Below are 25808 nucleotides of genomic sequence, written 5' to 3'. Positions count from 1 at the left end.
GCCCCCGGAAGGGTCGCTTCAGGCGAGCAGGTCCTCTACTTGTGCTTCCCCGTCACGGTACCTGCGGGCGATCTCCGCGCTGCAATCGTCCACGGTGCGCTGGAGCCGGTGGCGGCGCCGGGAGACCTGCTGCTCGTAGCGCACGAGGCGTCCCATGGCGGTCAGGAGCTCCTCGTCCGTACGGGCGTCGAGGTCGGAGAGCTCGACCTCGGCGAGCGTGTCCGCCGCCAGCTGCCGGTACTCGTCGCTGCGCGGCGTGGTGAGGGTGACGTGCCGCACCGAGGAGCGGTGGACGGACGGGGTGTCGGCGAGGATCTCCGACAGCCGGTCCACCACGGGCGACTCGGGATCGACCCGGCGGGCGAGCTCGGCCCGCAGGATGTCGATCCGGCCCTGGACCAGACGGCGTACGTAACTGAGGTCCGCCTCGTCGCGCTGGGCGTCACGGCGCAGGGTGCGCAGATCCGGAAGCCGCAGCCCGCCGAATTCCGGCTGCGGGCGCACGGAGGCCAGCCCGTCGACGGCACCGCCCGCGGTCTGCCCGGGCACGGACACCGCTCCGGGCAGGTGCACGGGTGGTGGGGTGGGAGCAGCGACGGTCCGCTGCACGGGCGGCCGCAGGCCCGCTGCGGTACGTGTCACTGGTACGGCACCGGGGGATGGCCCGGTTCCCTGTGTCGTCATGATGTTCCGTCCCCTCGACCGGTGCGTCGGCACACCGACATCGTGCATGGTGCCACTACGGAGGGTGTTCACGCAGGTGCTCTGTACCCGTTCAGCCCAAGATAGGTTGGTCTGTATGCGTGCAGTGATACAGAGGGTGGACGGCGCGAGCGTCGCCGTGGCGGGCTCCGCGGACGACCCGTCGGGGAGCGGAACGGTCGGCGAGATCGTCGGCGAAGGACTGTGTGTGCTGGTGGGGGTCACTCATGGCGACACCGCGGAGAAGGCGGCCCAGCTCGCCCGCAAGCTGTGGACGGTGCGGATCCTGGAGGGCGAGAAGTCCTGCTCGGACGTGAATGCACCGCTTTTGGTCATTTCTCAGTTCACTCTCTACGGGGACGCCAGGAAGGGCCGCAGGCCCACCTGGAACGCCGCCGCGCCGGGCGAGGTCGCCGAACCGCTGGTCGACGAGGTGGTGGCGCAGCTGCGCGCACTCGGCGCACGGGTGGAGACGGGCCGGTTCGGGGCGGACATGCGGGTCACGCTCACGAACCACGGCCCGTTCACCGTACTGATCGAGGTATAGCAACGCGGGCAGCCCGGCTGGACGGCCGGCGTAGGCCCTCTACGGCTCGACGACCGTCTCCTGGGCCGCCGCGGTGTCACCGGCGATCAGTTCCGCGTCCACCGCCACGTTCCGCTTGACCAGCGCGAGGGCGATCGGGCCCAGCTCGTGGTGGCGGGCCGAGGTGGTGACGAAGCCGAGCTGGCGGCCCTCCTGGCCGTCGGCGGCGAGCCGCACGGGCGTCCCGTGGCCGGGCAGGTGGACCTCGCTGCCGTCGAGGTGCAGGAAGACCAGGCGGCGCGGCGGCTTCCCCAGGTTGTGGACACGGGCGACCGTCTCCTGACCCCGGTAGCAGCCCTTCTGCAGGTGTACGGCGGTGCCGATCCAGCCCAGCTCGTGCGGGATGGTGCGGTGGTCCGTCTCGAAGCCCAGGCGCGGGCGGTGCGCCTCGATGCGCAGCGCCTCGTAGGCCAGGATGCCGGCGACGGGGCCGTGCGCCGCCGCGTACGCCTCCAGGCCGGCCCGGGGCAGGAAGACGTCACGGCCGTGCGGGGTCTCCCGCACGGCGACGCCGTCCGGGACCTCGGCGATGGATCCGGCCGGCAGGTGCACGACGGCGATGTCCTCGGTGCGGTCGGCGACCTCGACCCGGTAGAAGAACTTCATCGACTCCAGGTACGCGATCAGCTCGCCCTGGCTCTCCGGTTCGGCGTGCATCCACACCGTCGTGCCGTCGTCGACGAGGTACAGGGCGTGCTCGATGTGCCCGTTGGCGGAGAGGATCAGCGCCTCCGTCGCCTGGTTCGGCGCGAGGTCGCTGACGTGCTGGGTGAGCAGCAGGTGCAGCCAGGCCAGCCGGTCGTCGCCGGTGACCGTGACGACCGCCCGGTGCGAGAGGTCGACGAGGCCGCTGCCGTCGGCGAGTGCGCGTTGCTCACGGAACAGGTCGCCGTAGTGCGCGGCGACGCCTTCGTCGCGCCCCTCGGCGGGGACGGCGCCGGGCAGGGACAGCAGGGGGCTCTTCATGCGACCAGCGTACGACTCGTCCGGCTCGGACTACCGGGCGCCGCCGGGTCCTTCCGCCGGTCCGGCCTCCGCCTCGGCCGCCCCGGCCTCCTTCGCCCCGGCCGTGCAGTCGGCACAGCGCCCGAAGATCGCGAAGTGCTTCATGTCGGTCTCGAAGCCGAAGGTGTCCCGGAGCTTCGCCGTGAACTCGGTGACCACCTCGACGTCGGCCTCGATGACGTCCGTGCAGTCCCGGCAGACGAGGTGGATGTGGTGGTGCCGGTCCGCCAGGTGATACGTCGGGGCGCCGTGCCCGAGATGGGCGTGGCTGACCAGCCCGAGCTCCTCCAGGAGCTCCAGGGTCCGGTAGACGGTGGAGATGTTCACACCCGACGCCGTCCGGCGCACCTCGCAGAGGATGTCGTCGGGTGTCGCGTGCTCCAGGGTGTCGACGGCCTCCAGGACGAGCTGTCGCTGAGGCGTCAGCCGGTAGCCGCGCTGCCGAAGATCGGTCTTCCAGTCGGTGCTCACCACAGGCCCAGTGTAGGGCGGGGCGAGCACCGGACCGTCGGGGCGACCTACTTGAAGAACGCGATGCCGTCGTCGGGCAGGTCCCCGAGGCCCCGCGCCATCTCGGCGACCTGCTCCGGGGAGACGACCTTCTTCAGGTGCGCCGACATGTACGGCCGCATCTCCACGTCGGGGGTGGCCTTCTCGCCGACCCACATCAGGTCGCTGTTTACGTATCCGTAGAGCCGCTTGCCGCCGCTGTACGGGCCGGAGGCGGCGGTGCGCGCCACGGCGTCGGTCACGACGTCGATCTGCGGCTTCTGCTTCGCCAGCTCGCCGTACCAGACCTCGACGACGCCCTGGTCCCGGACCATGACGATCTCGACGTTGCGGTCCTTGTCGATGCGCCAGTAGCCGGACTCGGACTCCAGCGGCTTGACCTGGTTGCCCTCCGCGTCGAGCACCCAGGAGTGCGAGACGTACTCGAGGAAGTCACGGCCGTCGTGGCTGAAGGTCACTTCCTGGCCGAAGTTGCACTTCTCGGCACCGGGGAAGTCGGAGACGCCCGCTCCCGCCCAGTTGCCCAGGAGGAAGGCCAGCGGCACGAGGTCCGGGTGGAGGTCGGACGGAATCTCGATCATGAGCGGCTCAGACGATCTGTGAGGGTGTACGGGGGGTGTTCGGCGAGGGTCAGCGCTGGCCCTGGTACAGCTTCTTCACGGTCACGGCGGCGAAGGCGAGCACGCCGACGCAGACCAGGACCAGCAGGGCGGAGAAGAAAGCCTCAAGCACGGGAGCTCCTCGGAACGAACGACATGACGGCAGCAGGCGGCCGAACCCCCAGCCTAATGGGTGGGGGCCCGGCGCGGCGGTCCGGGGCTTCGCCCGGGCCCGGTCGGCTCAGCCCAGGAGCTGGTTCTGGAGGATCAGCGTCTGGTGGAACGGAACCGCCGCCGTGCCGGCCTCGCCCTTGCGGCTGTGGACGACCAGGGCGACCGTGTCCCCGGCCAGCACGTAGGCGTGGCGGACCTGCTCGGCGCCGTGCGGCTCGGCTTCGGAGTAGACGTGCGCCGTGGTGGATTCCGCCCCGGCCGTGGCGGTCCAGTCCTCGTCGTACACGGGCTCGGCCATCCCGGCGAGAGGGATCGGCAGGGAGCCGCCCTGGTCGAAGATCTCGTCGATGAAGGCGGTGGAGTACGCCACCGAGTTGAACTGGAGCAGATAGACCCGGGACGACGTGCCGTCCTTCATGGTCCAGCCGCGCGCGGCTGTGTGCCGCAGTGCGGAGTCCTTCAGGTGCTGGGTGACGGCGGCCCGGTCGTCCTTGCCGTACTCGGCGGTGTACCGGGCGGTGTCCACCCAGCCGCCGTCGAGCTCCTTGTCCACGGCAGCCCCGGCGGGCGCGGGCAGCAGCAGGCGCCGCAGGTCCGCGTGGTGGACCTCGGCGGCGTTGGAGTCGCTGAACGGGCGGGGCGCGTCGGCCGGCAGGGCGGGGAGAGTCAGTGCCGGATAGTCCCAGCGGCCGTCGTCCCGCGTGGCGAGACCCGGCACGTCGGTGCGCTTCATGGACGTGATGCCGGCGACCGTGCCCGCCCCCAGCCCGCCCATGACGAGCACGGCGGCCGTCCACCGCAGGGCGGCCCGCAGGACGCGGCGCGGCGGGCGGGGCCCGGCGGGCGCCGGCCCCTCCTCCTGCGCGGGAGGAGACGGCGGGCCCGCCGGGAGGGGCGGGCCCGCCGGGACCGGCGGGAGGGTGGCCGTGGCGGGAACGGTCACGTCGGCCGGCGGGGCCGTCTGCTCGGTCATATGTACTCCCCAGGGGACGTGATGTGGTCCAGCTGGTCCTTCAGCAGTTCGGCGACGGCGGCCCTGTCGACGGGCTTGGTGCCGGTCGCCCGGTAGGTGATGCTCAGCTCGCCGTCGTACGCCGCGCACACCATGTCCTCGATGTCGCTGTCACCGTTCTCGGGCTCGAGGAAACAGGTCGCCTTGCGGGTGTGGCCCTTGACCTTCGGGCCGTCGCGGAAGATCCCGACGAGGTCGAACAGCTCCGTCTGGAAGGTGTAGAAGTTCCGGACGGCGGTCGTGTCCTTCATCCGGACGATCTCGGCGTGCACCTCCAGGTCGTTGCCCTGGGAGACGTACGACCGGAGCGCCAGCCCCTGCACGCGGAGCTTGTCGATCCGCTTCTCGTACTCCCGGCGCTCCTTGCCCGCGAGCCCCCGGCTGGACTCCTTCATCGCGGCGACGGCGCGTCGGCCGTCCACCTCGTCGTCGTTGCCGTGCTCGCCGTTGTCGGGACCGAGCCGGTAGCCCTTGGGCACCGGCAGCAGCAGCTTACTGAGCTCCGTGTCCGCACGGCCCTGGTCGACGTCCCCCACGGGGTCCTTGCCGGACCCGCCGTCGGACACCTCCCAGGGAATGGTCTCCACGGTGCGGTCGGCGCCGTCCACCGTGATCTTCGTGTAGGCGGCAGCACCTCCGACGGCGCCCAGCACCAGCACGAAGGGAAGCGCCGTGAGCAGGATCCGCCGGGCCCTGCCGGACCGGGCGGGTGCGACCGGGGTGCCGGCGGCTTCCAGGGTGCCGAGCGGTGTCGCGCCAGGGGGCACGGGCGGGGTCATGTCGTTCACACGCGCTCCAGCTGTCGCTCGGCCAGCGTCCGGATGTCCTTCTTGCTGATCGGCCGGGTGTCGTAGATGTCGATCTCGATCATGATGTCGCCGCGGTGCACGACGGCCCTGGCCTGGTACGACGGCAGGTAGCCGGGCGTACGGTCGACGTCGTACAGGTAGTAGCGGCCGTTTCCGCTGCCCTTGAGCGGGTCTCCCTCGTTGCCCGCGTACTCGTCCGAGGCCATGTACGAACGCTGGCCTTCGGCGTAGTCGGCCGCCGCCGTCTCCGTCCCGGAGGAGAACTGGGCGAGCGTGACCGTCGCCTCCCGGAACTCGCCCTTCTTCCAGGCGGCCCCCGCGACACGGCGGATGCCGGACTCCTGGAGGTACTCGAACATGCCGCCTTCGTCCTTGTAGCCGCGTGCGAGATCTCCGACGCTCATCCACCCGTCGTGCAGCAGGACCTCGTCCTCGTTGTCGCTCCAGCCCGCCGGGCGGTCGATCAGCAGCTTGCGCAGGTCGCCGTCCGTCTTGACCTGCCGGTCCTGCGAGGCGGGCAGCGGGGCCGGGGCCTTGTCCGCGGGGAGCGCCTTCGCCGGGTAGGCCAGCTCCGTCTGCGACAGCGCGGGCAGCCGCGACGGAGGACGCTGCGCCTGGATGCCGTAGCCGATCGCCGTGCCACCGGAGATGCCGAGCAGGGCCGCGGCGGCGATGAGCAGCGTCGTACGGCCGCGCGGGCGGGGGCGCACGGACACGGCGGGCGGCTCGGCCGGTGCCGTCGGCTCCGTGGACGCCGCGGGCGGCTCGGCCGGTGCCGTGGACGGCGGCTGGACCGCTCCGTCAGGAGCGGTGTCGTTCGGTTCCAAGAGGGTCCCCCCAAGAGACCTGAAGCGCAGGTTCCCTTACCTGCGCACACAACTGACCCACAGGTCACAGAGGAGGTTGCCCCGTCGAGGATTACAGTTCGGTACATGCCGAAGAAGCTCGTGATCAAGGTGACAGCCGGAGCCGATGCCCCCGAGCGCTGCTCGCAGGCCTTCACCGTGGCCGCCGTCGCCGTCGCCAGCGGGGTCGAGGTCTCCCTGTGGCTGACCGGCGAGTCCGCCTGGTTCGCCCTGCCGGGGCGTGCCGCCGAATTCGAACTGCCGCACGCCGCACCGCTGCCCGATCTGATCGACTCGATCCTGGCGGGCGGGGGGATCACCCTCTGCACCCAGTGCGCGGCACGGCGGGACATCACCGAGAAGGACGTCCTGGAGGGTGTGCGGATCGCCGGTGCGCAGGTCTTCGTGCAGGAGGCCATGGCCGACGGGGCCCAGGCACTCGTCTACTGATCCGGCTCCGCCGGAGGAGCTACCGGCGGTTCCTGCCGTCGAGCTCGTCCCACCAGGCGTCCGACGTGGGGTCGCCGGTCCGCTGCTTCCCGTTCTTCCCGGCCGGGCGCGGGCGGGCGTCCCGTGCCACGTTCGGCGGCGGGAAGTCCGGGGATTCCCCGGACCGGGGGGCCCGTGAGGGGTCGTCGTCCCACCAGCGGTCCTCCGGCCCTCGCCGGTTGGCCACGACCGCCGCGACGGGCGGGATGACCATGGCGACCACGCACATCGCGACGGCCGCCGGGACGGACCACAGGCGCACGAAGGCCCAGGCGGAGACGAACAGGAAGAGGCATCCGCCCATCATCAGGAAATAGGCGCGCCTGCGCCGGGCGTACATGTCTCCAGCGTAGGGCTCTCCTGCGCGGAAGCCCATGCGGACGGCACGGAGGGCCGCACCCCTGATCAGGTGGCGTCCAACCCCCTGGGGTGCGGCCCTCCGGCCGTATGTGCGCGTGAACTACACCGCGATGGCGACCTCGGCGAGGCCACCGGTCTGGGCCACGACCGTACGGTCGGCGGTGCCGCCCGGAACCAGGGCGCGGAGCGTCCAGGTGCCCTCGGCCGCGTAGAAGCGGAACTGCCCGGTCGCCGAGGTCGGGACCTCGGCGGTGAACTCACCGGTCGAGTCGAGCAGACGGACGTAGCCGGTGACCGGCTCGCCGTCGCGGGTCACGCTGCCCTGGATGGTCGTCTCGCCCGGCTTGATCGTCGAAGCGTCGGGGCCGCCGGCCTGTGCTCCACACATGGTGTTCTGTCCTTCTGGTCGGGGTCCTGCTGATCGGGTCCTGCGGAATTACTTGTTGGCGCCGAGCTCGATCGGCACGCCCACCAGGGAGCCGTACTCGGTCCACGAGCCGTCGTAGTTCTTGACGTTCTCCTGGCCGAGCAGCTCGTGCAGCACGAACCAGGTGAGCGCGGAGCGCTCACCGATGCGGCAGTACGCGATGGTGTCCTTCGACAGGTCGACCTGCTCGTCCTCGTAGAGGGCCTTGAGCTCGTCGTCCGACTTGAACGTGCCGTCGTCGTTGGCGTTCTTCGACCACGGGATGTTGCGGGCGCTCGGCACGTGGCCGGGGCGCTGCGACTGCTCCTGCGGGAGGTGCGCCGGGGCGAGCAGCTTGCCGCTGAACTCGTCGGGCGAACGGACGTCGACGAGGTTCTGGCTGCCGATGGCGGCCACGACGTCGTCGCGGTAGGCGCGGATCGACTCGTCCTGGGCCTTGGCCTTGTACTGGGTGGCCGGGCGCGCCGGGACGGCGTCGGTCAGGTCGCGGGAGTCGAGCTCCCACTTCTTGCGGCCGCCGTCGAGCAGGCGGACGTCCTGGTGGCCGTAGAGCTTGAAGTACCAGAAGGCGTAGGACGCGAACCAGTTGTTGTTGCCGCCGTAGAGGACGACCGTCGTGTCGTTGCCGATGCCCTTCTCGGACAGGAGCTTCTCGAAGCCGGCCTGGTCGATGAAGTCACGGCGGACGGGGTCCTGGAGGTCCTGGGTCCAGTCGATCCGGATCGCGTTCTTGATGTGGTTCTTCTCGTACGCCGAGGTGTCCTCGTCGACCTCGACGATCGCGACCTGCGGGTCGTCGATGTGGGCCTCGACCCAGTCGGCGTCGACCAGAACGTCTGCGCGGCTCATGTGTTTCTCCTCCGGGGCAGTCTGCGGCGGGGTGGTGCGGTGTGCGAGGTGTACGCGCAGGTGCTGGGAGCGGAACGCGTACGGAAGGCACGGGCGGCCCTGACATCGTCGAAGGGCCGGGGGAAACGGGAGAGGATCCCGCTCAGAAGGTGCGACAGAGCATGGCGGCGACGCGGCACAGGTCTACTGCCCGCCGCTTCGTGAGGTCCGCCTGTCGCTTCATGCATCCGATCGTAGGGAGGTACGGGCGGAGATGTCACCGTCGTGTCGGATGGTGAGACACGATCGTCCGGCATACGAGACGGATCATGTCGGAGGTGTCCTCGCCGCTCAGGATCCCGCACCTCGCGCCCGACGGGCATCTGCGGTGCGGACGAGCCCGTCTCAACATCTGGATCGGCGCGCGTCCCGGGCTCCGCCGGGCCCCTACCCCGGGCGGCCGGGGGCTATCCGCGAACACCCCCGCCCGTGCCGCGCCGCCCGGCCCGGCGCCGCCCCGGCGTCTCGTGCCGTGCCGTGCCGTGCCGTCAGCCGGCGAGTTCGACGTCGGAGCCGGTCATCGATATCTCCAGGCCACTTGGCGCGACCTCGATCTTCTCCAGCTTCAGACCGTCCGGCAGCCCGCTGATCCCGCGCTCGAAGTCGGTCTTCTTCCTGACCAGGTCCTCGAGCCCGGGGATGCCCTCACCCGGGACCTCGTCGGCGTGGACCTTGACCGTGTCGCCGTCGACCAGGGTGACCGTGGAGAGCACGCTGCGCGTGAGGGTGCGGTCCACCAGCGGGATCCGGATCGTGCCGGTGACCTTGACCTTGCCGTTGCCGCCGTAGGCGACCGTGACGCCGTCGTCGGCGGCCTCGGTGAGGGCCGCGTACGAGATGACGGCCGTCCCGGTGGCCCGGGAGGCCGTCGCACTCGTGTACCCGGCCCCCAGCGTCACCTGGTGCAGCTGGGCCCGGATCTCACTGATCCGTATCTCCCGCCCCGCGGCGCTGGCGCGGATGTCCTCGACCGTGACGTCGACCTGGTCGAGCTCGGACGACGCCACCTGGGTCAGGAAGGGGAAGCCCTTGATCGAGACGTCGGTGGAACCCGTCTCGACACCGCCGAAGGCGACCCGCTCCTCGGCCTCCGACTCGGCGAAATGGACGGCTGCCCGGTCCACGGCGACGAAGACGCCGCCCAGGACCACGGCGATGATCAGCAGTATTCGCAGTGCGCGCATGCCTGTTGTTCCCCCACTCGGACCGGCCGGACCCCTGGTGTCCGTGAGCCTACTGCCGCCGCGCGGCGCGCCCGGAGTGATCGACGAGCGGAAGGCCCGCCCGGTTCCCCACTGCCGGGGAGGGAGTGAGGGAACGTCAGGAACGTCCGGAACGTCAGGCGATCGCACGGCCGATCAGATAGACGGCGGGAGCCGCGGCCGTGAGCGGCAGCGCCACGCCGGCCGTCATGTGCACGAAGCGGGACGGGTAGTCGTAGCTCGCGACCCGCAGCCCGATCAGCGCGCAGCCACCGGCGGCGAAGCCGAGGAACACGGCCTGCGCACCGAAGTCGGTGACCGTCCCCGCGGCCAGGCCCGCGGCCGCCGAGGCGAGCAGGGACACGACGACCGAGACCGGACCGGGCAGCGGCAGGGCCCTGGCGAGCACGGCCACCGCGACAGCGATCCCGCCCACCGTCACCGCGTCGGGGACGGCGGCCAGATGACCGGCGGCCAGCACCGCGAGCGCGGCCGACGCGACGGTGGCCGTCAGCCCGTACATCCGCTCGTCGGCCCCCGCACGGCTGCGCAGCTGCAGGACGAGCGTGAGCAGCACCCAGACACCGAGCGTGCCGAGGAGGGCGGCCGGCGCATGGCTCCGGCCCGCGGCGAGCAGGGCTGCGTCCGCGACGACGCCACCGGCGAAGGCCAGGGCGATGCCCTGCCTGGCCGGCCACATGCCGTTCAGCCGGAACCATCCCGCGGCCGTCACGGCCTGGAGCAGGACCAGGGGCACGAGCAGGGCGTACGACCCGATCGCGGCGCCGAGAGCCAGGAGCAGCCCCAGGCCGGCGGTGATCGCGGCGGGCTGCATCCCCGGGGCGATGATCGGCGAACGCCCCTCGGCACGGGCCCGCTGGGCGTCGGTGATCCGGCTGTTGCCCAGGGTGGTGGGCGCGCTGTAGCCGTCGGAGGCTTCCGCCGGCGCGGCGGGAGCGGGCGCAGGAGCGGCCGGGGCCACCGGGGCCTCGGGCGGCAGCGGGTAGGCGGCCTGGGCGCTCTGCGGAGCCTGCGGAGCGACGGCGGCGGGCGGCGCGGCCCGGTGCTGCGGCTGGACCGCCGGCTGGTACTGGGTGTCCCAGGTCTGCCCCTGCCACGTCTGGGTCGCACCCTGGTCGCCGCCCTGACCGGAACCCTGCTCCGGGTACACCCCGGCCTCCGGATACGCGGCGGGCTGCTGCGGGTACCCGGCGGGCTGCTGCGGCTGTGCGTACGGCGAGGGCTGCGGCGCGTACGGCTGCTGGCCGTAGCCGGGGCCCTGTCCGTAGGCCGGGTCCTGCTGGTACGCCGGGCCCTGTCCGTAAGCCGGGTCCTGCTGGTACGCCGGGCCCTGTCCGTACGGCGGGTCCTGCCGGTACGCCGGGTCCTGGCCGTAGGCCGGGTCCTGCTGGTACGCCGGGCCCTGTCCGTACGGCGGCTGCTGCGGCGGGTTCTGCGGGTTCTGCTGCCCCGACGCCGGGTCGTACGGCTGCCGGCCCGGCTCCTGCCGCCCGTGTCCCGGGTCGTACGGATACTGCTGATCGCTGTTGCTCATGGTCTGCGGTTCACCCTCCTGCGAACGGCGGGAGCACCTCGACCGTGCCGCCCTCGGCAAGCCGTACGGTCTCATGTCCACGGGTCCCCACCGGATTCCCGTCGATCAGGAACGAGCATCGGAGCAGGACGCGCGACAGCTCACCGGGGTGCCGCTCGCGCACCCCGTCGAGCGCCTCGGCGAGTGTCTCCGCCGCGTACGGCTCCTCCGCGGTCCCCGCTGCGGCCTTGGCCGCGGCCCAGTAGCGGATCGTCCCCGCTGCCATGGCGGCACCCCTTTCGTCGTGCGTCGGCTGTCCATCATGGATCACGCCGACTCCGTCCAGTCGGCGATGCGGGCCAGCAGGCCCTCGTCCGCGGCGTTCTCCGCGTGGCCCATGCCGTGCTCCAGCCAGAGCTCGGCCCCGTCCCCCGCTGCCGCCGCCAGCATCCGGGGGTGGTCGACGGGGAAGTACGGGTCACGGTCTCCGTGCACGATCAGCAGCGGCGCGGTGATCAGCGGGACGGCCTCCACCGGCGAGAGCGGCACCGGGTCCCAGTCCTCCCGGTGGATGCGGGTGCGGAAGCCGTAGCGGCCGACGAGGCGGCCTGCGGGACGGGTGACGACCCAGTGGAGCCGTCGCATCGGGGCCGTCCCCCGGTAGTACCAGCGGGCCGGCGCGCTCACCGCGACGACGGCGTCCGTGTGCATGGCCCGGTCACCGTCCACCTGCGCACCTGAATGCGCCCGTGTGCGCCCCTTGCGCTCCTCGTGCGCCCCAGTGCGCCGCTCCACCCGTTCGGTCCCGGAGGAGTGTTCTTCCTCGGCAAAGAATTCTCCGCTTTCCGGGGCCGTATACAGAGCGGCGTGCCGGAGCACCACGGAACCGCCCATGGAGAACCCGACCGTAACGATGCGGCGGTGTCCCAATGACCGCGCCCAGGCCACCGCGGCGGCCAGATCGAGAACCTCCCGGTCGCCCACCGTGGACCGCCCGCCGGATCTCCCGTGCCCCCGGAAGGAGAAGGTGATCACGGCCGCACGCTGGGCGAACACCGCAGCCGCGCGCAGCACGGCCGGCCGGTCCGCGGCGCCGGTGAAACCGTGCGCGAGGACGATCGCCGTCGCCTCGGAGGCCCCGTCCCCGCCGGCCCCGGAACCCGCCGTACACGGGGTGTACACCGCCTCGATACGGACCCCGTCACCGGTCAGCAACGTGGTGCGACGGGGACCCCGCGTGATCGAGGGAACAGAAGAACTCAGGAATCGACCCTCGGACACAGAACTCATGTGGGCTATTCTGCTGCGAAGAGGATCCGGGCAAAGCAGCCCCCGGGTCCTTTTGTGCTTTCCGAGCGTTGTTACAGCAGCGTTTCCACAAGCTCAGCGGTCCCCGGGCGCGGGACCGCACCGTAAAAACCGTATGACAGCCGTCGCGGGTGATGGCCGTACGGGAGTACGAAGCAGTGCCGCATACTCCCCCGGGTCCGACCCGGGAGTGCCCCTCTCGCAGGGAACGAGGAGGACCGACGTAATGGGCGAGCTGAACGTGCACGATCGACCGACGACCCAGGCAGGTGGGCGGCGATGAGTTCACTGCTGCTTCTGACGAATGCCCTTCAGCCGTCGACGGAGGTGCTCCCCGCCCTCGGTCTTCTGCTCCACAGCGTGCGGGTCGCCCCCGCCGAGGGCCCCGCCCTCGTCGACACCCCTGGTGCCGACGTCATTCTGATCGACGGCCGCCGCGACCTCCCTCAGGTGCGCTCGCTGTGCCAGCTGCTGCGGTCCACCGGACCCGGCTGTCCGCTGATCCTCGTCGTCACGGAGGGCGGCCTGGCGGCCGTCACCGCCGACTGGGGCATCGACGACGTCCTGCTGGACACCGCGGGTCCCGCGGAGGTCGAGGCCCGGCTGCGGCTGGCCACGGGCCGCCAGCAGATCACCGCCGACGACTCCCCCATGGAGATCCGCAACGGCGACCTGTCGGTCGACGAGGCGACGTACAGCGCCAAGCTCAAGGGCCGGGTCCTCGACCTGACCTTCAAGGAGTTCGAGCTGCTCAAGTACCTCGCGCAGCACCCCGGCCGGGTCTTCACCCGCGCCCAGCTGCTCCAGGAGGTCTGGGGCTACGACTACTTCGGCGGCACCCGCACGGTCGACGTCCACGTACGCCGGCTGCGGGCCAAGCTCGGCCCCGAGCACGAGTCGCTGATCGGCACCGTCCGCAACGTCGGCTACCGCTTCGTCACCCCCGAGAAGGTCGACCGGGCGGCCGAGGAGGCCAAGGCCAGGGCGGCGTCGAAGCCGGTGGACCAGGAGGTCACCCGTTCGGAGCAGTCCGCGGAGTCCGAGATCGCGGAAGAGGCCCCGGTCCGGCCTGCCAAGCGGTAGGTCGATCCGCGTAGACTGCCGCGCGTGGCCAAGGTGACGCGGGACGATGTGGCGAGACTGGCGGGGACCTCGACAGCGGTCGTCAGCTACGTCATCAACAACGGACCGAGGCCGGTCGCCCCGGCCACGCGCGAGCGGGTGCTCGCCGCGATCAAGGAGCTGGGCTACCGGCCCGACCGGGTCGCCCAGGCGATGGCCTCGCGGCGCACCGACCTCATAGGGATGATCGTGCCGGACGCCCGGCAGCCGTTCTTCGCGGAGATGGCGCACGCGGTCGAACAGGCCGCCGCCGAGCGCGGGAAGATGGTGCTGGTCGGGAACTCGGACTACCGCGACGAGCGCGAGGTCCACTACCTGCGTGCCTTCCTCGGCATGCGGGTCTCCGGGCTGATCCTCGTCAGCCAGGGTCCCAGCGAGCGCGCGGCGGCGGAGATTGAGGCATGGGACGCCCGCGTCGTCCTGCTGCACGAGCGGCCCGAGGCCATCGACGACGTCGCTGTGGTCACCGACGACATCGGCGGGGCCCTGCTCGCCACCCGGCACCTCCTGGAGCACGGCAACGCGTACGTGGCGTGCCTCGGCGGCATGGAGTCGACCCCGGTGGTCGGCGACCCGGTCGCCGACCACATCGAGGGCTGGCGCCGCGCGATGCACGCGTCGGGGCGCTCGACGGAGGGCCGCCTCTTCCACGCCCCGTACAACCGTTACGACGCCTACCAGGTCGCCCTGAAGCTCCTCTCCGGTCCCGACAGGCCCCCGGCGATCTTCTGTGCGACCGACGACCAGGCGATCGGGGTACTGCGGGCCGCGCGTGAGCTGCGGATCGACGTGCCGGGCGAGCTCGCGGTGGCCGGCTTCGACGACGTGAAGGAGGCGGGGCTGACCGACCCGCCGCTGACGACGGTCTTCTCGGACCGCCCGGCGATGGCCCGGGCCGCCGTGGACCTCGTCCTCGACGACTCCCTGCGGGTCTCGGGCTCACGGCGCGAGCGGCTCAAGCAGTTCCCCTCCGCGCTCGTCGTACGCCGGTCGTGCGGCTGCGGGGAGCCGACGGTCACGCCGCGGTAGCGCAGCGCGTCCTTATATCGGGCATACGCGGTTCTGCCGGGCTTCTCAGGGCACGCTCAGGCTGTTCTCATGTTCGCTGGCCACTCTCGTGAACATGACCGACAGCCACCGCCCGAGCGGCGAGTACCCGATGCCCCCCTCGCACGACAACGGTTCGCGCGACAACGGTTCGTACGACGACGGCTCGTACGGCGGCGCGCCGCAGGGCGGCTCCCCGTACGGCACCCCCTCGGAGGGCCGCGCTCCGTACGGCGGCGCGTCCCACGGTGGCGGCTCCTACGGCGGTGGCGCCCACGACGGTGGCGCGGCGGCGTACCCGCCGCCTCCGGCCCACGAGCCCGGACAGCCCACCACCGTGCTTCCCGCCTACGCGTGGCCGGCTCCGGCACCGGAGCCCTTCCCGGCCGAGGAGACCCCGAAGGCCGAGCGCCGGGTCAAGCGGCCCCTCGCGCTGCTGGCTGCCGTGGCCATCGCCGCCGCGGCGATCGGCGGCGGCACCGCGACCCTCATCGGCGAGCTCGCCGACGGGAACTCCGGCAGCACCGGCTCCAGCGGTGTCGTCAGCGGCACCACCGTCTCGCAGAGCAGCGCGGGCACCGTCTCCGGCGTGGCGGCGGCCGTGTCCCCCGCCATCGTGGAGATCAGCGCGAGCTCCTCGGCCGGTGACGCCACCGGCTCCGGCGTCGTCATCACGGGGGACGGCGAGATCGTCACCAACAACCACGTCGTCTCCGGCGCCTCCACCATCAAGGTGGCCCTCAGCACCGGCAAGACGTACACCGCCGACGTCGTCGGCACGGACGCCGACAAGGACCTGGCCCTCATCAAGCTCCAGGGTGCGAGCGGGCTCAAGACGGCCACCCTCGGCGACTCCTCCTCGGTGAAGGTCGGCGACGAGGTCGTGGCGATCGGCTCCCCCGAGGGCCTCACCGGCACGGTCACCAGCGGCATCGTCTCCGCGCTCGACCGGGACGTCACGGTCGCCAAGGAGGAGCAGCAGCAGGAACAGCAGCAGCAACAGGGCGACCAGAACTGGCCGTTCGAGTTCGGCGGCCAGCAGTTCAACGGTGACACCGGTTCGTCCAAGACGACGTACAAGGCCCTGCAGACCGACGCCTCGCTCAACCCCGGCAACTCCGGCGGCGCCCTCATCAACATGAAGGGCGAGATCATCGGCATCAACTCCGCCATGTACTCGCCCAGTTCCGCCAGTAGCTCCGGCAGCTCGGCAGCGGGCAGCGTGGGTCTCGGCTTCGCCATCCCGGTCGACACCGTCAAGGCCGACCTGGACACCCTGCGCTCCGGCGACGGCTCCTGACCGAGGAGGTCCCGATGAACCCCGACACCGCGGACACCGGCCCCTCCGGACTGCCCCTCCCCCTGGCCCTGGCAGCCGAACCGGCCGCCTCGGCCACCGCCGGCACGGCGTCCCGCCCGGCCGGGATCCGCAGCGGCGGCAGCCGCGGGCGCCGTGCCGCGCGACGCCGTGCGGCAGCCGTGCGACGCTGAGGGACGACCGCCCGAAACGGGCCCGAAGGAAGAGGACGAAGAAGCGATGAGCCCCGCCGAAGACGATCCGCAGCGCGTCCTGATCGTCGACGACGAGCCCGCCGTGCGCGAGGCCCTGCAACGCAGCCTCGCGTTCGAGGGGTACGGGACCGAGGTGGCCGTGGACGGCTACGACGCCCTGGCCAAGGCCGAGTCGTACGCCCCCGACCTGATCGTCCTGGACATCCAGATGCCCCGCATGGACGGTCTCACGGCCGCCCGGCGCATCCGGTCCACCGGGTCGACGACGCCGATCCTGATGCTCACCGCCCGCGACACCGTCGGTGACCGGGTCACCGGCCTCGACGCCGGCGCCGACGACTACCTCGTCAAGCCCTTCGAGCTGGACGAGCTCTTCGCCCGCATCCGCGCCCTGCTGCGCCGCAGCTCGTACGCGGTAGCGGCGGGCGGACCCGTCCCCGACGACGACGTCCTCTCCTTCGCCGACCTCCGCATGGACCTGAACACCCGCGAGGTCACCCGCGGCACCCGACGGGTCGAGCTGACCCGCACCGAGTTCACCCTGCTGGAGATGTTCCTCGCCCACCCCCGGCAGGTGCTGACCCGCGAGCAGATCCTCAAGGCCGTCTGGGGATTCGACTTCGAACCCAGCTCCAACTCCCTGGACGTGTACGTGATGTACCTGCGCCGCAAGACCGAGGCGGGCGGCGAGCCCCGCCTCGTCCACACCGTGCGCGGCGTCGGCTACGCCCTGCGCTCCGGCGGCGGTGACGGGTGACCGGCCTGCGCCGCCGGCTCCGCGCCCTCCCGCTCCGCTCCCGGCTCGCCCTGCTGGTCGCGACGGCGGTCGCGGTGGCGGTGGCCGCGGTGGCGGCGGCGTGCTGGCTGACCACCAAGGACAGGCTCACCGAGCAACTCGACACGACACTCAGCCAGGTCAAGCCCAACGGAGACACGATCAGGCTGATCCAGTTGGGCTGTTCCGGCCAGCTTCCGGACGATCTTCGCCTGCTGCCGACCCCGTACACGATCCAGTTGGTCTCGGCGACGGGCACGGACCCCTGCACCCAGCCGGACAAGACCGCCATCCCCGTGCAGACCGAGGACCGTGCCGTCGCCGCCGGTCTGCGCGAGAGCGCTGTCCACACCACCGAGGCCGAGGACGGCACCGAGATGCGCGTCTACACCTCGGCCGCCCGCACGCCCGGGGGGCAGGCCGGGGTCGCTGTCTCCGTGGCGATGCCCATGGACCAGGTCACCGATCCGCTCAATCAGCTCGCCCTGGTCCTCCTCCTGGTGTCCGGCATCGGCGTCGTCGGCGCCGGCGCCGCCGGACTGTGGATCGCCCGTACCGGCCTGCGGCCGGTCGACGACCTCGCGCACGCCGTCGCACACGTGGCGGAGACCGAGGATCTGACCATCCGGATCCCCGCGGAGGGCGAGGACGAGATCGCCCGGCTCTCCCGCTCCTTCAACTCCATGACCAGCTCCCTGGCCACCTCCCGCGACCGGCAGTCCCAGCTCATCGCGGACGCCGGGCACGAGCTGCGCACCCCGCTCACCTCGCTCCGTACGAACATCGAGCTGCTCGCCCGCAGCGACGACACGGGCCGGGCGATCCCGCCCGCCGACCGCAAGGCCCTGATGTCCTCGGTCAAGGCGCAGATGACGGAGCTGGCCGCCCTGATCGGCGACCTCCAGGAGCTCTCCCGCCCCGACGCCACCCAGCCCGGCCCCCTCCAGGTGGTCGCACTGCACGACATCACCCGTGCCGCCCTGCAACGGGCCAGGCTGCGCGGCCCCGAGCTGACCATCACCGCCGAGCTGGCCCCCTGGTACGTACGCGCCGAGCCGGCCGCCCTGGAGCGGGCCGTCGTCAACGTCCTGGACAACGCGGTGAAGTTCAGCCCGGCGGGAGGGACGATCGATGTCGCCCTGCACCGGGGCGAGCTGACGGTACGCGACCACGGTCCCGGCATCCCCGCCGAGGACCTCCCGCACGTCTTCGACCGCTTCTGGCGCTCCCCCTCGGCCCGTCAGCTCCCCGGCTCCGGCCTCGGCCTCTCCATCGTGGCCCGCACGGTCCAGCAGGCGGGCGGAGACATCGCCCTGACCCCGGCCGAGGGCGGCGGCACGGTCGCCGCGATCCGCCTCCCGGGAGCGCCGCAGCCGCCGCCGGGGGTGTGAGCCGGAGTCCCGCCGACGCCCGGACCTCTGCGGAACCGCGCTGTGCGCCCGCACCGTCGAGCCGGCCGCACGCCCGCCCGGTCCCGGCGCGGCCGGGACTCAGCCCGCCGGGTTGTGCCGGATGAGGGACTCGACCAGGCCGGACCGGGTCGCCGGATAGTCCAGCGGGACGATGCCGAGGCCGGTCCAGCCCGACGCCTGCGCCCCGTCGAGGAACGTGTGCACCTGCGGGTTGAGCCGGTCGGAGTTCCAGCGGGGCGGCAGCAGGGCCGCCGTGCTCACGTAGTTCATGAACAGCTTGCCCGGCTGCTGCGCGGCCTTGCGGAACTGCGCCTCGATCTTCGGGTACTTGGCGAAGGGCTCCGCCATGTAGTCGTCCTGGATGTCGAAGAGCGCGGAATCGGCGTACCGGACGCCGGGCAGGCCTCCGTTGTCGGCGAGCAGCACGACCTTGCCCCGGGCCGCGCCGAGGTCCGGGAGCGTGGGGTCGAGGCGGAGGAGCGGGCGCCACCCCTTGGCGTCGAGGTAGAGGTCGAAGATCCGCCGGAACGCGGCGTCGCTCTCCTCGGAGTACTCCTGCTTGACCCGCATCAGCACGGTCTCCGAGGGGTGCCGGGCCAGGAAGTCCCGGCAGGCGCCCAGCACGTCGTCGAAGTTCAGGTGCTGGTACGACGCCCCGTGATGGATGGCGTACGCGTCACCGCTGATCCGGCAGCGGATGTCGAGGAAGCGGATGCCGCTGTCGAGCTGCGCCGCGACGGTGGTGTTCTGGCACTCCGTCCAGGGACCGCCGAAGCCTGCACCCGAGTTGTGCGTCCCGGGGATCGTGAGGCGCCGCAGCGGGGTGGCGTCGGCGATGGCGCTCATCCAGTCCTGGGTGCCCGCCGCTCTCGATGCGGCGGCACGGGCGGGCGTCGCACCGAGGGCGACTCCGGCGGCGGCGGCGAGTGCACCGGCGAGGAAAGTGCGGCGTGTGGCGGTGTACGGGCTCATGCGTCTCCGTCGGCCGTGGGGGGCGGGCCTGAATTATGACGGGTCCACATCAACCACGGAACCAGGCACCGCCTCACCTTTTGCGAAAATGCGAATCTCGCAAAGTTTCAATTTTGGATGGAGGTCATCACATGACCTGGGCGCACGACGGGCGCGCCACCTGGCAGTACGGCGGCGAGGTCCGTGCCGGGGAGACGCACATCCGGTGGCGCCGGGTGGGGGACACGAGATCTTCGTCCCCGGACCGGCCTGAACAGCCCGGCGGCCCGCCACTTCCCGTGGCGGGCCGCCGGTGTTCCGCGTCCTGTCCGAGCAGAGGGGGTGCCCTCTGCCGTCAGGAGTTACTGCACGATCGTGATCCGGTCCGTGGCCGGCGGGGCCAGCGGCGCCGCGGCCGTGGAGTGGGCCGCCAGGTAGGCGTTGAACAGGTCCAGGTCGGAGGGGCCGACCAGCTTGTTCGTGCCCTGGCCGAGGGCCGCGAAGCCGTCGCCGCCGCCCGCGAGGAACTCGTTCATCGCGACGCGGTAGCTCTTCGCCGGGTCGATCGCCTCGCCGTTCAGCTCGACCGAGGAGGCGACCACGCGGTCGGCGCCCGCCTTCGTCATGTCCAGCGTGTAGGTGAGGCCCTTCGAGACCTGGAGGATCTTCGGGGAGGCCGCGTTGGAGCCGCTGACCTGCTGCTGGAGAGCGGTGACCAGCTGCGCACCGGTCAGGTCGACGACGTTCATCATGTTGGTGAACGGCTGGACGGTGAACGCCTCGCCGTAGGTCACCACCCCGTCGCCCTCACTGCCCGACGCCGTGTACACGAGGTCGGAGCGGATACCGCCGGGGTTCATGAACGCGACGACCGCGCCGCCCTTGTCCGCGGGGGCCAGGCCCTCCAGCTGGGCGTCGGCGATCAGGTTGCCGAGGGGCTTCTCGGGGGCCGTGGAGCCGCGGCCGTTGATGTCGGCGGAGATGAAGCCCTGGGGGCGGCCCGCGATGGGGGCGGCGAGCGTGTTCCAGCGGGCGATCAGCGCCGTCATGTCCGTGGCCTTGGCCTGGTCGCGGGTGACGACGTGGTTGGCCGAGGACGGCGACTTCACCGACGTCCGCACGATGTCGTCGGTGCGGCGGTCGTAGGTGAGCGTGGTGTCCGTGTAGAGCTTGCCGAACGAGGACGCCGAGGTGACCATGCGCGGCTTGCCGGCCGGGTCCGGCACCGTGCACACGTACGCCTGGTGGGTGTGGCCCGTGACCAGGGCATCGACCTTCGGCGTGATGCCCTTGGCGATGTCGACGATCGGCCCGGAGATCCCGTCACCGGCGCCCGGGCTGTCGCAGTCGTAGTTGTACGAGGAGGAGGCCGGGGCCCCGCCCTCGTGGATCAGCGCGACGATGGACTTGACGCCCTGGCGGTCCAGCTCCTTGGCGTACTTGTTGACCGTCTCGATCTCGTCGTGGAACTTCAGGCCCTTGACGCCGTTGGCCGTGACGATGTTCGGCGTGCCCTCCAGGGTCACCCCGATGAAGCCGATCTTGACGCCGTTCTTCTTCCAGACCGTGTAGGGCTTGAGGACCGGCTTGCCGGTCTTCTCGCTCGTCACGTTGGCCGCGAGGTAGGGGAAGTCCGCTCCCTTGAACTTCTTGCCCTTCTCGTAGCAGCCCTCGACCGGGTGGCAGCCGCCGTTCTGGAGGCGGCCGAGCTCCGTTGCGCCCTCGTCGAACTCGTGGTTGCCCACGGCCGTCACGTCGAGGTCGAGCCCGTTGAGCGCCTCGATGGTGGGCTCGTCGTGGAACAGCCCCGACAGCAGCGGGCTCGCGCCCACCATGTCGCCGCCGGCCGCCGTGACGGAGTACGGGTGCCCCTTGCGCGCGGTGCGCAGCGAGGTGGCGAGGTACTCGACGCCACCGGCCGGGACCGACTTCACCGTGCCGTCCGCCTGCGTCTCGCTGACGGTCCCCGCGGAGCCGGCCGGCGGCTCCAGGTTGCCGTGCAGGTCGTTGAAGGAGAGGAGCTGCACGTCGACGGTGCGGGACGGGTGGCCGTGACCGTGACCGTGCCCCCGGTCATGGGCGCCGGCCGGCATCGCGGCGACGAGCGCGCCCACGGTGGTCAGCCCGGCCACGGCTGCGAGCGCCCGCCGGGACGCACGGTTCTTCTGCGGATTCGCTGACATCGGTCCCCTTGTGAGTGTCTGGATCCTGCGTGCCGCAGCCTAAGGTCAACGCGCGTAGCGCGACAGATGTTCGGGGTTACGAACTGGTTGCCGCACGCCCAGAAAGGGGTCGATCACCCGTAGGGCGTACATATCGAGCAGAAACGTCAGCCGCCCGCCGCACGCCTGACGCGCGGTCACCACCCCCGGCTCCCCGGCCCCGCCCCGTACGCTCGTACCCATGACGACTGACGCACCCCTCCCCTCCCCCGGGCGCGAGATCGAGACCCTCGACGCGCTCACCCCCGAGCAGGCCGACGCGGTCCTCGCCCTCCTCGGCGAGGCCGCCGGGTCCGACGGCCGGCAGGCCGTCTCCGAGCAGGGGCGGCTGCAGTTGAGGGGCGGGCACCGTGAGGGCGTCCGGCATTTCCTGCTCACCGTCGACGGCGAACTGGCCGGATACGCGCAGCTGGAGGATGCCGACCCCGTCGAAGCCCCGGCCGCAGAGCTGGTCGTGGCCCCCGCCCACCGTGGCCGCGGCCACGGCCGCGCCCTCGGCGCCGCGCTCCTGGCTGCGACCGGGAAACGGCTGCGGGTCTGGGCGCACGGCGGCAAGTCTGCCGCCCGGCATCTCGCGCAGGTGCTCGGCCTCTCCCTCTTCCGCGAACTGCGCCAGCTCCGGCGCCCGCTGGACTCCCTCGACATCCCCGAGCCGGCCCTCCCGCCCGGTGTCACCGTCCGCACCTTCGTGCCGGGCCAGGACGACGCGGCCTGGCTCGCCGTCAACCGCGCGGCGTTCGCCCACCACCCCGAGCAGGGCTCCCTCACCCAGCGCGACCTGGACGACCGCAAGGCCGAGTCCTGGTTCGACCCGAAGGGCTTCTTCCTGGCCGAGCGCGACGGCGAGATCATCGGCTTCCACTGGACGAAGGTGCACGCCGAGGACGAGCTGGGCGAGGTCTACGTCGTCGGCATCCTGCCCGACGCCCAGGGCGGCGGCCTCGGCAAGGCGCTCACCGCGACCGGGCTGCGCCACCTCGCCTCCCTGGGGCTCCCCACGGCGATGCTCTACGTGGACGCCGACAACCCCGCGGCCCTGTCCGTGTACGAGCGGATGGGCTTCGCCACCCACGAGGTCGACCTGATGTACCGCACGGAGTCCTGACCGGCTCCGAGGGCCCTTCCCCGGCAGGCCCTCCCTCCGGCAGGCCCGCGCGGCGCTCCGCCCGCCCCCCGGTGCCCTCCGCCCCGGTCCGCGTGGGCGGAGGGCACCGGTGCGGGCCTTTCTGTATTACGGTTCCGGAACCGCAGGGATCTGGTGGGGGGAAACGTTGAGCGCGCGCATTCTGGTCGCCGAGGACGACGTGAAACAGTCTCGTCTGATCCGGATCTATCTGGAAAGAGAAGGAAACGCGGTACAGGTCGTGGCCGACGGCCGCGCGGCGCTGGAACAGGCCCGTTCGTCGAAACCGGATCTCGTCGTTCTGGATGTGATGCTGCCCCTGGTCGACGGACTCGACGTGTGTCATATCCTGCGCGCGGAATCGGACGTCCCGATTCTTCTGCTCACGGCACGGGCGACCGAGGAGGACATGCTCCTCGGCCTCGACCTCGGCGCCGACGACTACATCACCAAGCCGTACAGCCCCCGCGAACTGACCGCACGGGTGAGGGCGCTGCTGCGCCGGTCCGGGAAGGGCTCCGGCCCGGCGGAACCCGTGGTGCTGCGGGTCGGCGAGGTGGAGCTGCACACCGAGCGCTTCGAAGTCCGGGTGGCGGGCCGGCCGGTGGAGCTGACCGCGAAGGAGTTCTCCATCCTGGAGACCCTGGCCCGGGAGCCGGGCCGGGTCTTCACCCGTGCCCAGATCATCGAGCGCGTCTTCGGCTTCGACCGGGACGTGCTGGAACGGACCGTCGACGCGCACGTGATGAACATGCGGCGGAAGCTGGACACGGCCCCGGGCCGGGCCGGCCATCTGGAGACGGTGTACGGGCGCGGCTACCGCCTCGCGGACGCGCCGGGCTCACCGCCCTCCTGAGCCGCCGTCGCCCCGGCGAGGCCGACCGTGAAGACCGTTCCCGCCCCGACCGTGCTGCGCACGTCGATCGTCCCTCCGTGGTCGGCGACGATCTGCCGGGCGATGGACAGCCCCAGGCCGCTGCCACCGGTGGCCCGGTCCCGCGAGGCGTCTGCCCGCCAGAAGCGGTCGAAGAGATGCGGCAGGTCCTCCGCCGAGATCCCCGTACCGGTGTCCCGCACCTCCAGGACCGCCCGCCCGCCGTGCACGGCCAGGGCCAGGGTGACCGTGCCGTCCGGCCCGGTGGCCCGGAGGGCGTTGCCGGCCAGGTTGCCGACGACCTGGCGCAGCCGGTCCGGATCCGCGGTCACGTACACCGGCTGCGGCGCCTCCAGTGCGAGCGTGATGCGTGCCGTACGGGCCTGGGCACGGTGAGCCCTCCAGCTGGTCTCCAGCAGCTCGCGCAGGTCGACCTCCACGGGGTGGTACGTGAGCGCACCGGCCTCCGCGAGCGCGAGGTCCCTGAGGTCGTCGACGATCCGCTGCTGCAACAACGCCTCCTCGTGGAGGGAGTCCAGCAGTTCGGGCGTGGGCTCGACGACCCCGTCCCGCAGGGCCTCCAGATAGCCGCGCAGATTGGCCAGCGGGGTGCGCAGCTCGTGCGCGATGTCGCTGGTGAGGCGGCGCTGGTGCTCCTCGCTCGCCTGGATCGAATCGGCCATGCGGTTGAAGGCACCGCCGAGCTGCGCGATCTCGTCCCGGCCGGACGCCGGTACCCGCCGCCCCAGATCGCCCTCGCCCAGCCCCTTCGCGGCGAGCGTCATGGCGCGGACGGGGCGCAGGACGGCCCGGCTCAGGAGCAGGCCGCCGAGGATGACCGCGAGGGCCACCCCGACGGCGACGGCCACGGTGGGCGCGGGGGACAGGGTGGGCGGCGCGTCGTCCTGCGCCCCGAGGCGGACCTCCAGGCGTGGCGGGGCCGCGGAACCGACCCGTTCGTCGAACACGCGCTGGAGACAGGTGGTGAAGCGCGCCTCGGACTCGCACGGCCGGATCGCTTCGAGGTCCTGCGGGGTCGCCGGGTCCGCCTCCCCGCTCGGTGCCTCGCACGGCGAGGATCCGTCCTGCGTGCTCACCCGGGGGACACCGAAGCCGTCCGGTACGGCCACCACCTCCGCCTCGGCGCGCGTCAGGCAGGTCGCGTAGGCCGTCGCGGCACGGTAGTTGGAGATCGCACCGGCGGCCTGTTTCATCGAGACACGCTTCACCTGCCCCTCGGGGAACCGCAGGGCGGGGCGCGCGTCGACCAGGACGGCGGGCTGACCGCTCAGCGCGCGGGGCGTACGGCCGGCGAGGGCGTCGGAGTCGGCGAGCAGCACGTCGGACTCCGTGGCGACGCGGATGCGCTGGCCGGTCTCCTTCGCGAGTTCGGCCACCACCGGCGCGATCCCGTCCCACGTGCCGTGCGCGAACCCGTAGGCGCGGAGGTCTCCGGTGATGCGGGAGACCTCCTGCCGGCCCGCCGTGACGGTCTCCTGGACCTGGCGGTTCGCCTGGCGCAGGGTCAGCCACGCGGTGGCGGCGGTCGCGGTCATCGCGACCAGCATGAGCAGGCCGAGGACCCGCAGCCGGAAGCTCATCGCGCCCCCTGTCCCTCTGCCCTCGATGCGTGTGCGCTCACCTGTCTCCTTCGGTCGGACGGCACGGGCCACGGGCGCCCGGACGGAATTCCATGATCGTGAAATTGCGGTTCCGGTGAATACGGTCCTGCACCGGACATGGCGCATTCGAGCCCTGAGGTTTTCGGCCCACCAGAAACCAGATCGAGTCAATGGCGGGCGGAATTATTTCTTCAGATATTTACGGGGCTGATTGTGCTTATGCCGCTGCGTCCCTGTCGACGCAGTGGACGCTGCTCCCACTCCGGTGCCTTCGGGCACCCGTGTGCGCGGCGCCGAAGAAATGAACCTGGGGGATTCAGAATGAAGAAGCTCAAGATCGCGGCAATCGTTCCCGCCCTCGCGGCCGTCGCCGTGGCAGTCCCGCTGTCGCTCTCCACCCCTGCTGCCGCCCATGCCGCGTGCGGCAAGTCCGTCGCGGACGCGGACGGCAGCTCGTGGGGCAAGACGGCCAACGGTGCCAACGAGCGCAGCGGCTCCAGCACCGGCTGTGCCGTCAAGGGCGTCGCCTACAACACGCAGGCGCTGGACTACCACTGCTACACCGTCGGCAACGACGGCTACACGTGGACGTTCGTGCGGAACGACGCGACCGGTGTCACCGGCTGGATCCGGGACGACCTGCTGAGCGACGGCGGCAGCTTCGTGAGCTGCGGGATCTAGCAGCCCGGAGGCCGGGG

At 71.7% G+C, this 25808-nt stretch carries 29 protein-coding genes; 11 read left to right on the top strand and 18 right to left on the bottom strand.

Annotation, left to right across the window (positions count from 1 at the left end; translation table 11 throughout):
* Positions 1 to 18: 18 nt before the first annotated feature.
* Entirely contained in the window at positions 19 to 684 is a 666-nt protein-coding gene (locus ACFC51_RS25750; RefSeq protein ID WP_376368771.1) for an ABC transporter substrate-binding protein, read from the bottom strand.
* Positions 685 to 799: 115 nt separating this feature from the next.
* On the opposite strand from ACFC51_RS25750, the gene dtd reads away from it, so the two are divergent.
* Entirely contained in the window at positions 800 to 1249 is a 450-nt protein-coding gene (gene dtd, locus ACFC51_RS25745) for a D-aminoacyl-tRNA deacylase (protein WP_376368770.1), read from the top strand.
* A gap of 39 nt (positions 1250 to 1288) precedes the next feature.
* On the opposite strand, the gene ACFC51_RS25740 is transcribed toward dtd, so the two are convergent.
* The 6 genes from ACFC51_RS25740 to ACFC51_RS25715 form a co-directional block, all read right to left on the bottom strand.
* A complete protein-coding gene (locus ACFC51_RS25740; RefSeq protein ID WP_376368769.1) occupies positions 1289 to 2254 on the bottom strand; it encodes a YgfZ/GcvT domain-containing protein in 966 nt (321 codons plus the stop codon).
* A 30-nt stretch (positions 2255 to 2284) separates the two neighbouring features.
* Entirely contained in the window at positions 2285 to 2767 is a 483-nt protein-coding gene (locus ACFC51_RS25735) for a Fur family transcriptional regulator (protein ID WP_376368768.1), read from the bottom strand.
* Between the two features lie 44 nt (positions 2768 to 2811).
* Positions 2812 to 3384 carry an FABP family protein gene (locus tag ACFC51_RS25730; RefSeq protein WP_376368767.1) on the bottom strand — a complete coding sequence of 191 codons (573 nt, stop codon included), beginning with the start codon at positions 3382 to 3384 and terminating at the stop codon, positions 2812 to 2814.
* Between the two features lie 259 nt (positions 3385 to 3643).
* Positions 3644 to 4549 (bottom strand): hypothetical protein, encoded by a 906-nt coding sequence (locus ACFC51_RS25725; protein ID WP_376531034.1) that lies wholly within the window; start codon positions 4547 to 4549, stop codon positions 3644 to 3646.
* Positions 4546 to 5376: a hypothetical protein gene (locus ACFC51_RS25720; RefSeq protein ID WP_376531031.1), complete on the bottom strand. Its 831-nt coding sequence runs from the start codon at positions 5374 to 5376 to the stop codon at positions 4546 to 4548. Before ACFC51_RS25720 ends, ACFC51_RS25725 begins: the two co-directional genes overlap by 4 nt.
* Entirely contained in the window at positions 5373 to 6224 is an 852-nt protein-coding gene (locus tag ACFC51_RS25715) for a hypothetical protein (RefSeq protein ID WP_376531028.1), read from the bottom strand. The genes ACFC51_RS25720 and ACFC51_RS25715 overlap by 4 nt, the downstream gene beginning before the upstream one ends.
* A gap of 105 nt (positions 6225 to 6329) precedes the next feature.
* Here ACFC51_RS25715 and ACFC51_RS25710 point away from each other — a divergent pair, with 105 nt between their 5' ends.
* Entirely contained in the window at positions 6330 to 6692 is a 363-nt protein-coding gene (locus ACFC51_RS25710) for a DsrE family protein (protein WP_104787764.1), read from the top strand.
* Positions 6693 to 6711: 19 nt separating this feature from the next.
* Here the strand turns inward: ACFC51_RS25710 and ACFC51_RS25705 are convergent, their stop codons facing one another.
* From ACFC51_RS25705 to ACFC51_RS25670, 8 genes are all read right to left on the bottom strand, one after another.
* Positions 6712 to 7071, bottom strand: coding sequence for a DUF3099 domain-containing protein (locus tag ACFC51_RS25705; RefSeq protein WP_376531026.1), 360 nt, complete (start codon positions 7069 to 7071; stop codon positions 6712 to 6714).
* Between the two features lie 120 nt (positions 7072 to 7191).
* Positions 7192 to 7479, bottom strand: a complete 288-nt coding sequence (locus ACFC51_RS25700) for a DUF1416 domain-containing protein (RefSeq protein ID WP_014154938.1) — start codon at positions 7477 to 7479, stop codon at positions 7192 to 7194.
* Between the two features lie 48 nt (positions 7480 to 7527).
* Positions 7528 to 8367 (bottom strand): sulfurtransferase, encoded by an 840-nt coding sequence (locus tag ACFC51_RS25695; protein WP_376368762.1) that lies wholly within the window; start codon positions 8365 to 8367, stop codon positions 7528 to 7530.
* Between the two features lie 142 nt (positions 8368 to 8509).
* Positions 8510 to 8590: a putative leader peptide gene (locus ACFC51_RS25690; protein WP_350310325.1), complete on the bottom strand. Its 81-nt coding sequence runs from the start codon at positions 8588 to 8590 to the stop codon at positions 8510 to 8512.
* A gap of 304 nt (positions 8591 to 8894) precedes the next feature.
* Positions 8895 to 9590, bottom strand: coding sequence for a DUF2993 domain-containing protein (locus tag ACFC51_RS25685; protein WP_376368761.1), 696 nt, complete (start codon positions 9588 to 9590; stop codon positions 8895 to 8897).
* 154 nt (positions 9591 to 9744) lie between these two features.
* Positions 9745 to 11163 carry a hypothetical protein gene (locus ACFC51_RS25680; protein ID WP_376531023.1) on the bottom strand — a complete coding sequence of 473 codons (1419 nt, stop codon included), beginning with the start codon at positions 11161 to 11163 and terminating at the stop codon, positions 9745 to 9747.
* 10 nt (positions 11164 to 11173) lie between these two features.
* Complete coding sequence (locus ACFC51_RS25675) at positions 11174 to 11428, bottom strand: MoaD/ThiS family protein (RefSeq protein WP_329231220.1); 255 nt, start codon at positions 11426 to 11428, stop codon at positions 11174 to 11176.
* A 41-nt stretch (positions 11429 to 11469) separates the two neighbouring features.
* Positions 11470 to 12432, bottom strand: a complete 963-nt coding sequence (locus ACFC51_RS25670) for an alpha/beta hydrolase (RefSeq protein WP_376531020.1) — start codon at positions 12430 to 12432, stop codon at positions 11470 to 11472.
* 297 nt (positions 12433 to 12729) lie between these two features.
* Here ACFC51_RS25670 and ACFC51_RS25665 point away from each other — a divergent pair, with 297 nt between their 5' ends.
* From ACFC51_RS25665 to ACFC51_RS25640, 6 genes are all read left to right on the top strand, one after another.
* A complete protein-coding gene (locus tag ACFC51_RS25665) occupies positions 12730 to 13533 on the top strand; it encodes a response regulator transcription factor (RefSeq protein ID WP_376368758.1) in 804 nt (267 codons plus the stop codon).
* A gap of 24 nt (positions 13534 to 13557) precedes the next feature.
* The gene (locus ACFC51_RS25660) at positions 13558 to 14601 is read left to right on the top strand and encodes a LacI family DNA-binding transcriptional regulator (RefSeq protein WP_376368757.1); all 1044 of its coding nucleotides are present in this window, start codon (positions 13558 to 13560) and stop codon (positions 14599 to 14601) included.
* 94 nt (positions 14602 to 14695) lie between these two features.
* On the top strand, positions 14696 to 15919 hold the full coding sequence (locus tag ACFC51_RS25655) for a S1C family serine protease (RefSeq protein ID WP_376531017.1): 1224 nt from the start codon (positions 14696 to 14698) through the stop codon (positions 15917 to 15919).
* Positions 15920 to 15933: 14 nt separating this feature from the next.
* Positions 15934 to 16110: a hypothetical protein gene (locus tag ACFC51_RS25650; protein ID WP_376368755.1), complete on the top strand. Its 177-nt coding sequence runs from the start codon at positions 15934 to 15936 to the stop codon at positions 16108 to 16110.
* 46 nt (positions 16111 to 16156) lie between these two features.
* Positions 16157 to 16888 carry a response regulator transcription factor gene (locus ACFC51_RS25645; RefSeq protein WP_124273950.1) on the top strand — a complete coding sequence of 244 codons (732 nt, stop codon included), beginning with the start codon at positions 16157 to 16159 and terminating at the stop codon, positions 16886 to 16888.
* Entirely contained in the window at positions 16885 to 18297 is a 1413-nt protein-coding gene (locus ACFC51_RS25640; protein WP_376531013.1) for a sensor histidine kinase, read from the top strand. Before ACFC51_RS25645 ends, ACFC51_RS25640 begins: the two co-directional genes overlap by 4 nt.
* Positions 18298 to 18396: 99 nt before the next feature.
* Here ACFC51_RS25640 and ACFC51_RS25635 read toward each other — a convergent pair whose 3' ends face one another.
* On the bottom strand, positions 18397 to 19290 hold the full coding sequence (locus tag ACFC51_RS25635) for a phosphatidylinositol-specific phospholipase C (RefSeq protein WP_376531011.1): 894 nt from the start codon (positions 19288 to 19290) through the stop codon (positions 18397 to 18399).
* A 341-nt stretch (positions 19291 to 19631) separates the two neighbouring features.
* The gene (locus ACFC51_RS25630) at positions 19632 to 21452 is read right to left on the bottom strand and encodes a bifunctional metallophosphatase/5'-nucleotidase (protein WP_376368751.1); all 1821 of its coding nucleotides are present in this window, start codon (positions 21450 to 21452) and stop codon (positions 19632 to 19634) included.
* Between the two features lie 220 nt (positions 21453 to 21672).
* Here ACFC51_RS25630 and mshD point away from each other — a divergent pair, with 220 nt between their 5' ends.
* Positions 21673 to 22596 (top strand): mycothiol synthase, encoded by a 924-nt coding sequence (gene mshD, locus ACFC51_RS25625; protein ID WP_376531008.1) that lies wholly within the window; start codon positions 21673 to 21675, stop codon positions 22594 to 22596.
* A gap of 166 nt (positions 22597 to 22762) precedes the next feature.
* Positions 22763 to 23470, top strand: a complete 708-nt coding sequence (locus tag ACFC51_RS25620; RefSeq protein WP_376368748.1) for a response regulator transcription factor — start codon at positions 22763 to 22765, stop codon at positions 23468 to 23470.
* Here the strand turns inward: ACFC51_RS25620 and ACFC51_RS25615 are convergent.
* Entirely contained in the window at positions 23431 to 25089 is a 1659-nt protein-coding gene (locus ACFC51_RS25615; protein WP_376414684.1) for a sensor histidine kinase, read from the bottom strand. The two genes, ACFC51_RS25620 and ACFC51_RS25615, sit on opposite strands and share 40 nt — an antisense overlap.
* Positions 25090 to 25431: 342 nt before the next feature.
* Here ACFC51_RS25615 and ACFC51_RS25610 point away from each other — a divergent pair, with 342 nt between their 5' ends.
* Complete coding sequence (locus ACFC51_RS25610; protein WP_376368747.1) at positions 25432 to 25791, top strand: SH3 domain-containing protein; 360 nt, start codon at positions 25432 to 25434, stop codon at positions 25789 to 25791.
* Positions 25792 to 25808 lie beyond the last annotated feature (17 nt).

The organism is Streptomyces sp. NPDC055962 (genome assembly GCF_042270185.1).
In the GTDB taxonomy this organism is placed as follows: Bacteria; Actinomycetota; Actinomycetes; order Streptomycetales; family Streptomycetaceae; genus Streptomyces.
Note: the sequence above shows the minus strand (reverse complement) of the source record. Positions and strands in the feature narration are given on the sequence as shown.

What these genes read in the sequence shown, in the direction of transcription:
- ACFC51_RS25650 (WP_376368755.1), top strand. Translation starts at nt 15,934, where the DNA reads ATGAACCCCGACACCGCGGACACCGGCCCCTCCGGACTGCCCCTCCCC.
- ACFC51_RS25645 (WP_124273950.1), top strand. Translation starts at nt 16,157, where the DNA reads ATGAGCCCCGCCGAAGACGATCCGCAGCGCGTCCTGATCGTCGACGAC.
- ACFC51_RS25700 (WP_014154938.1), bottom strand. Translation starts at nt 7,479, where the DNA reads ATGTGTGGAGCACAGGCCGGCGGCCCCGACGCTTCGACGATCAAGCCG.
- dtd (WP_376368770.1), top strand. Translation starts at nt 800, where the DNA reads ATGCGTGCAGTGATACAGAGGGTGGACGGCGCGAGCGTCGCCGTGGCG.
- ACFC51_RS25610 (WP_376368747.1), top strand. Translation starts at nt 25,432, where the DNA reads ATGAAGAAGCTCAAGATCGCGGCAATCGTTCCCGCCCTCGCGGCCGTC.
- ACFC51_RS25680 (WP_376531023.1), bottom strand. Translation starts at nt 11,163, where the DNA reads ATGAGCAACAGCGATCAGCAGTATCCGTACGACCCGGGACACGGGCGG.
- ACFC51_RS25725 (WP_376531034.1), bottom strand. Translation starts at nt 4,549, where the DNA reads ATGACCGAGCAGACGGCCCCGCCGGCCGACGTGACCGTTCCCGCCACG.
- ACFC51_RS25710 (WP_104787764.1), top strand. Translation starts at nt 6,330, where the DNA reads ATGCCGAAGAAGCTCGTGATCAAGGTGACAGCCGGAGCCGATGCCCCC.
- ACFC51_RS25670 (WP_376531020.1), bottom strand. Translation starts at nt 12,432, where the DNA reads ATGAGTTCTGTGTCCGAGGGTCGATTCCTGAGTTCTTCTGTTCCCTCG.
- ACFC51_RS25615 (WP_376414684.1), bottom strand. Translation starts at nt 25,089, where the DNA reads ATGAGCTTCCGGCTGCGGGTCCTCGGCCTGCTCATGCTGGTCGCGATG.
- ACFC51_RS25695 (WP_376368762.1), bottom strand. Translation starts at nt 8,367, where the DNA reads ATGAGCCGCGCAGACGTTCTGGTCGACGCCGACTGGGTCGAGGCCCAC.
- ACFC51_RS25750 (WP_376368771.1), bottom strand. Translation starts at nt 684, where the DNA reads ATGACGACACAGGGAACCGGGCCATCCCCCGGTGCCGTACCAGTGACA.
- mshD (WP_376531008.1), top strand. Translation starts at nt 21,673, where the DNA reads ATGACGACTGACGCACCCCTCCCCTCCCCCGGGCGCGAGATCGAGACC.
- ACFC51_RS25705 (WP_376531026.1), bottom strand. Translation starts at nt 7,071, where the DNA reads ATGTACGCCCGGCGCAGGCGCGCCTATTTCCTGATGATGGGCGGATGC.
- ACFC51_RS25665 (WP_376368758.1), top strand. Translation starts at nt 12,730, where the DNA reads ATGAGTTCACTGCTGCTTCTGACGAATGCCCTTCAGCCGTCGACGGAG.
- ACFC51_RS25690 (WP_350310325.1), bottom strand. Translation starts at nt 8,590, where the DNA reads ATGAAGCGACAGGCGGACCTCACGAAGCGGCGGGCAGTAGACCTGTGC.
- ACFC51_RS25685 (WP_376368761.1), bottom strand. Translation starts at nt 9,590, where the DNA reads ATGCGCGCACTGCGAATACTGCTGATCATCGCCGTGGTCCTGGGCGGC.
- ACFC51_RS25635 (WP_376531011.1), bottom strand. Translation starts at nt 19,290, where the DNA reads ATGAGCCCGTACACCGCCACACGCCGCACTTTCCTCGCCGGTGCACTC.
- ACFC51_RS25655 (WP_376531017.1), top strand. Translation starts at nt 14,696, where the DNA reads ATGACCGACAGCCACCGCCCGAGCGGCGAGTACCCGATGCCCCCCTCG.
- ACFC51_RS25675 (WP_329231220.1), bottom strand. Translation starts at nt 11,428, where the DNA reads ATGGCAGCGGGGACGATCCGCTACTGGGCCGCGGCCAAGGCCGCAGCG.
- ACFC51_RS25740 (WP_376368769.1), bottom strand. Translation starts at nt 2,254, where the DNA reads ATGAAGAGCCCCCTGCTGTCCCTGCCCGGCGCCGTCCCCGCCGAGGGG.
- ACFC51_RS25730 (WP_376368767.1), bottom strand. Translation starts at nt 3,384, where the DNA reads ATGATCGAGATTCCGTCCGACCTCCACCCGGACCTCGTGCCGCTGGCC.
- ACFC51_RS25630 (WP_376368751.1), bottom strand. Translation starts at nt 21,452, where the DNA reads ATGTCAGCGAATCCGCAGAAGAACCGTGCGTCCCGGCGGGCGCTCGCA.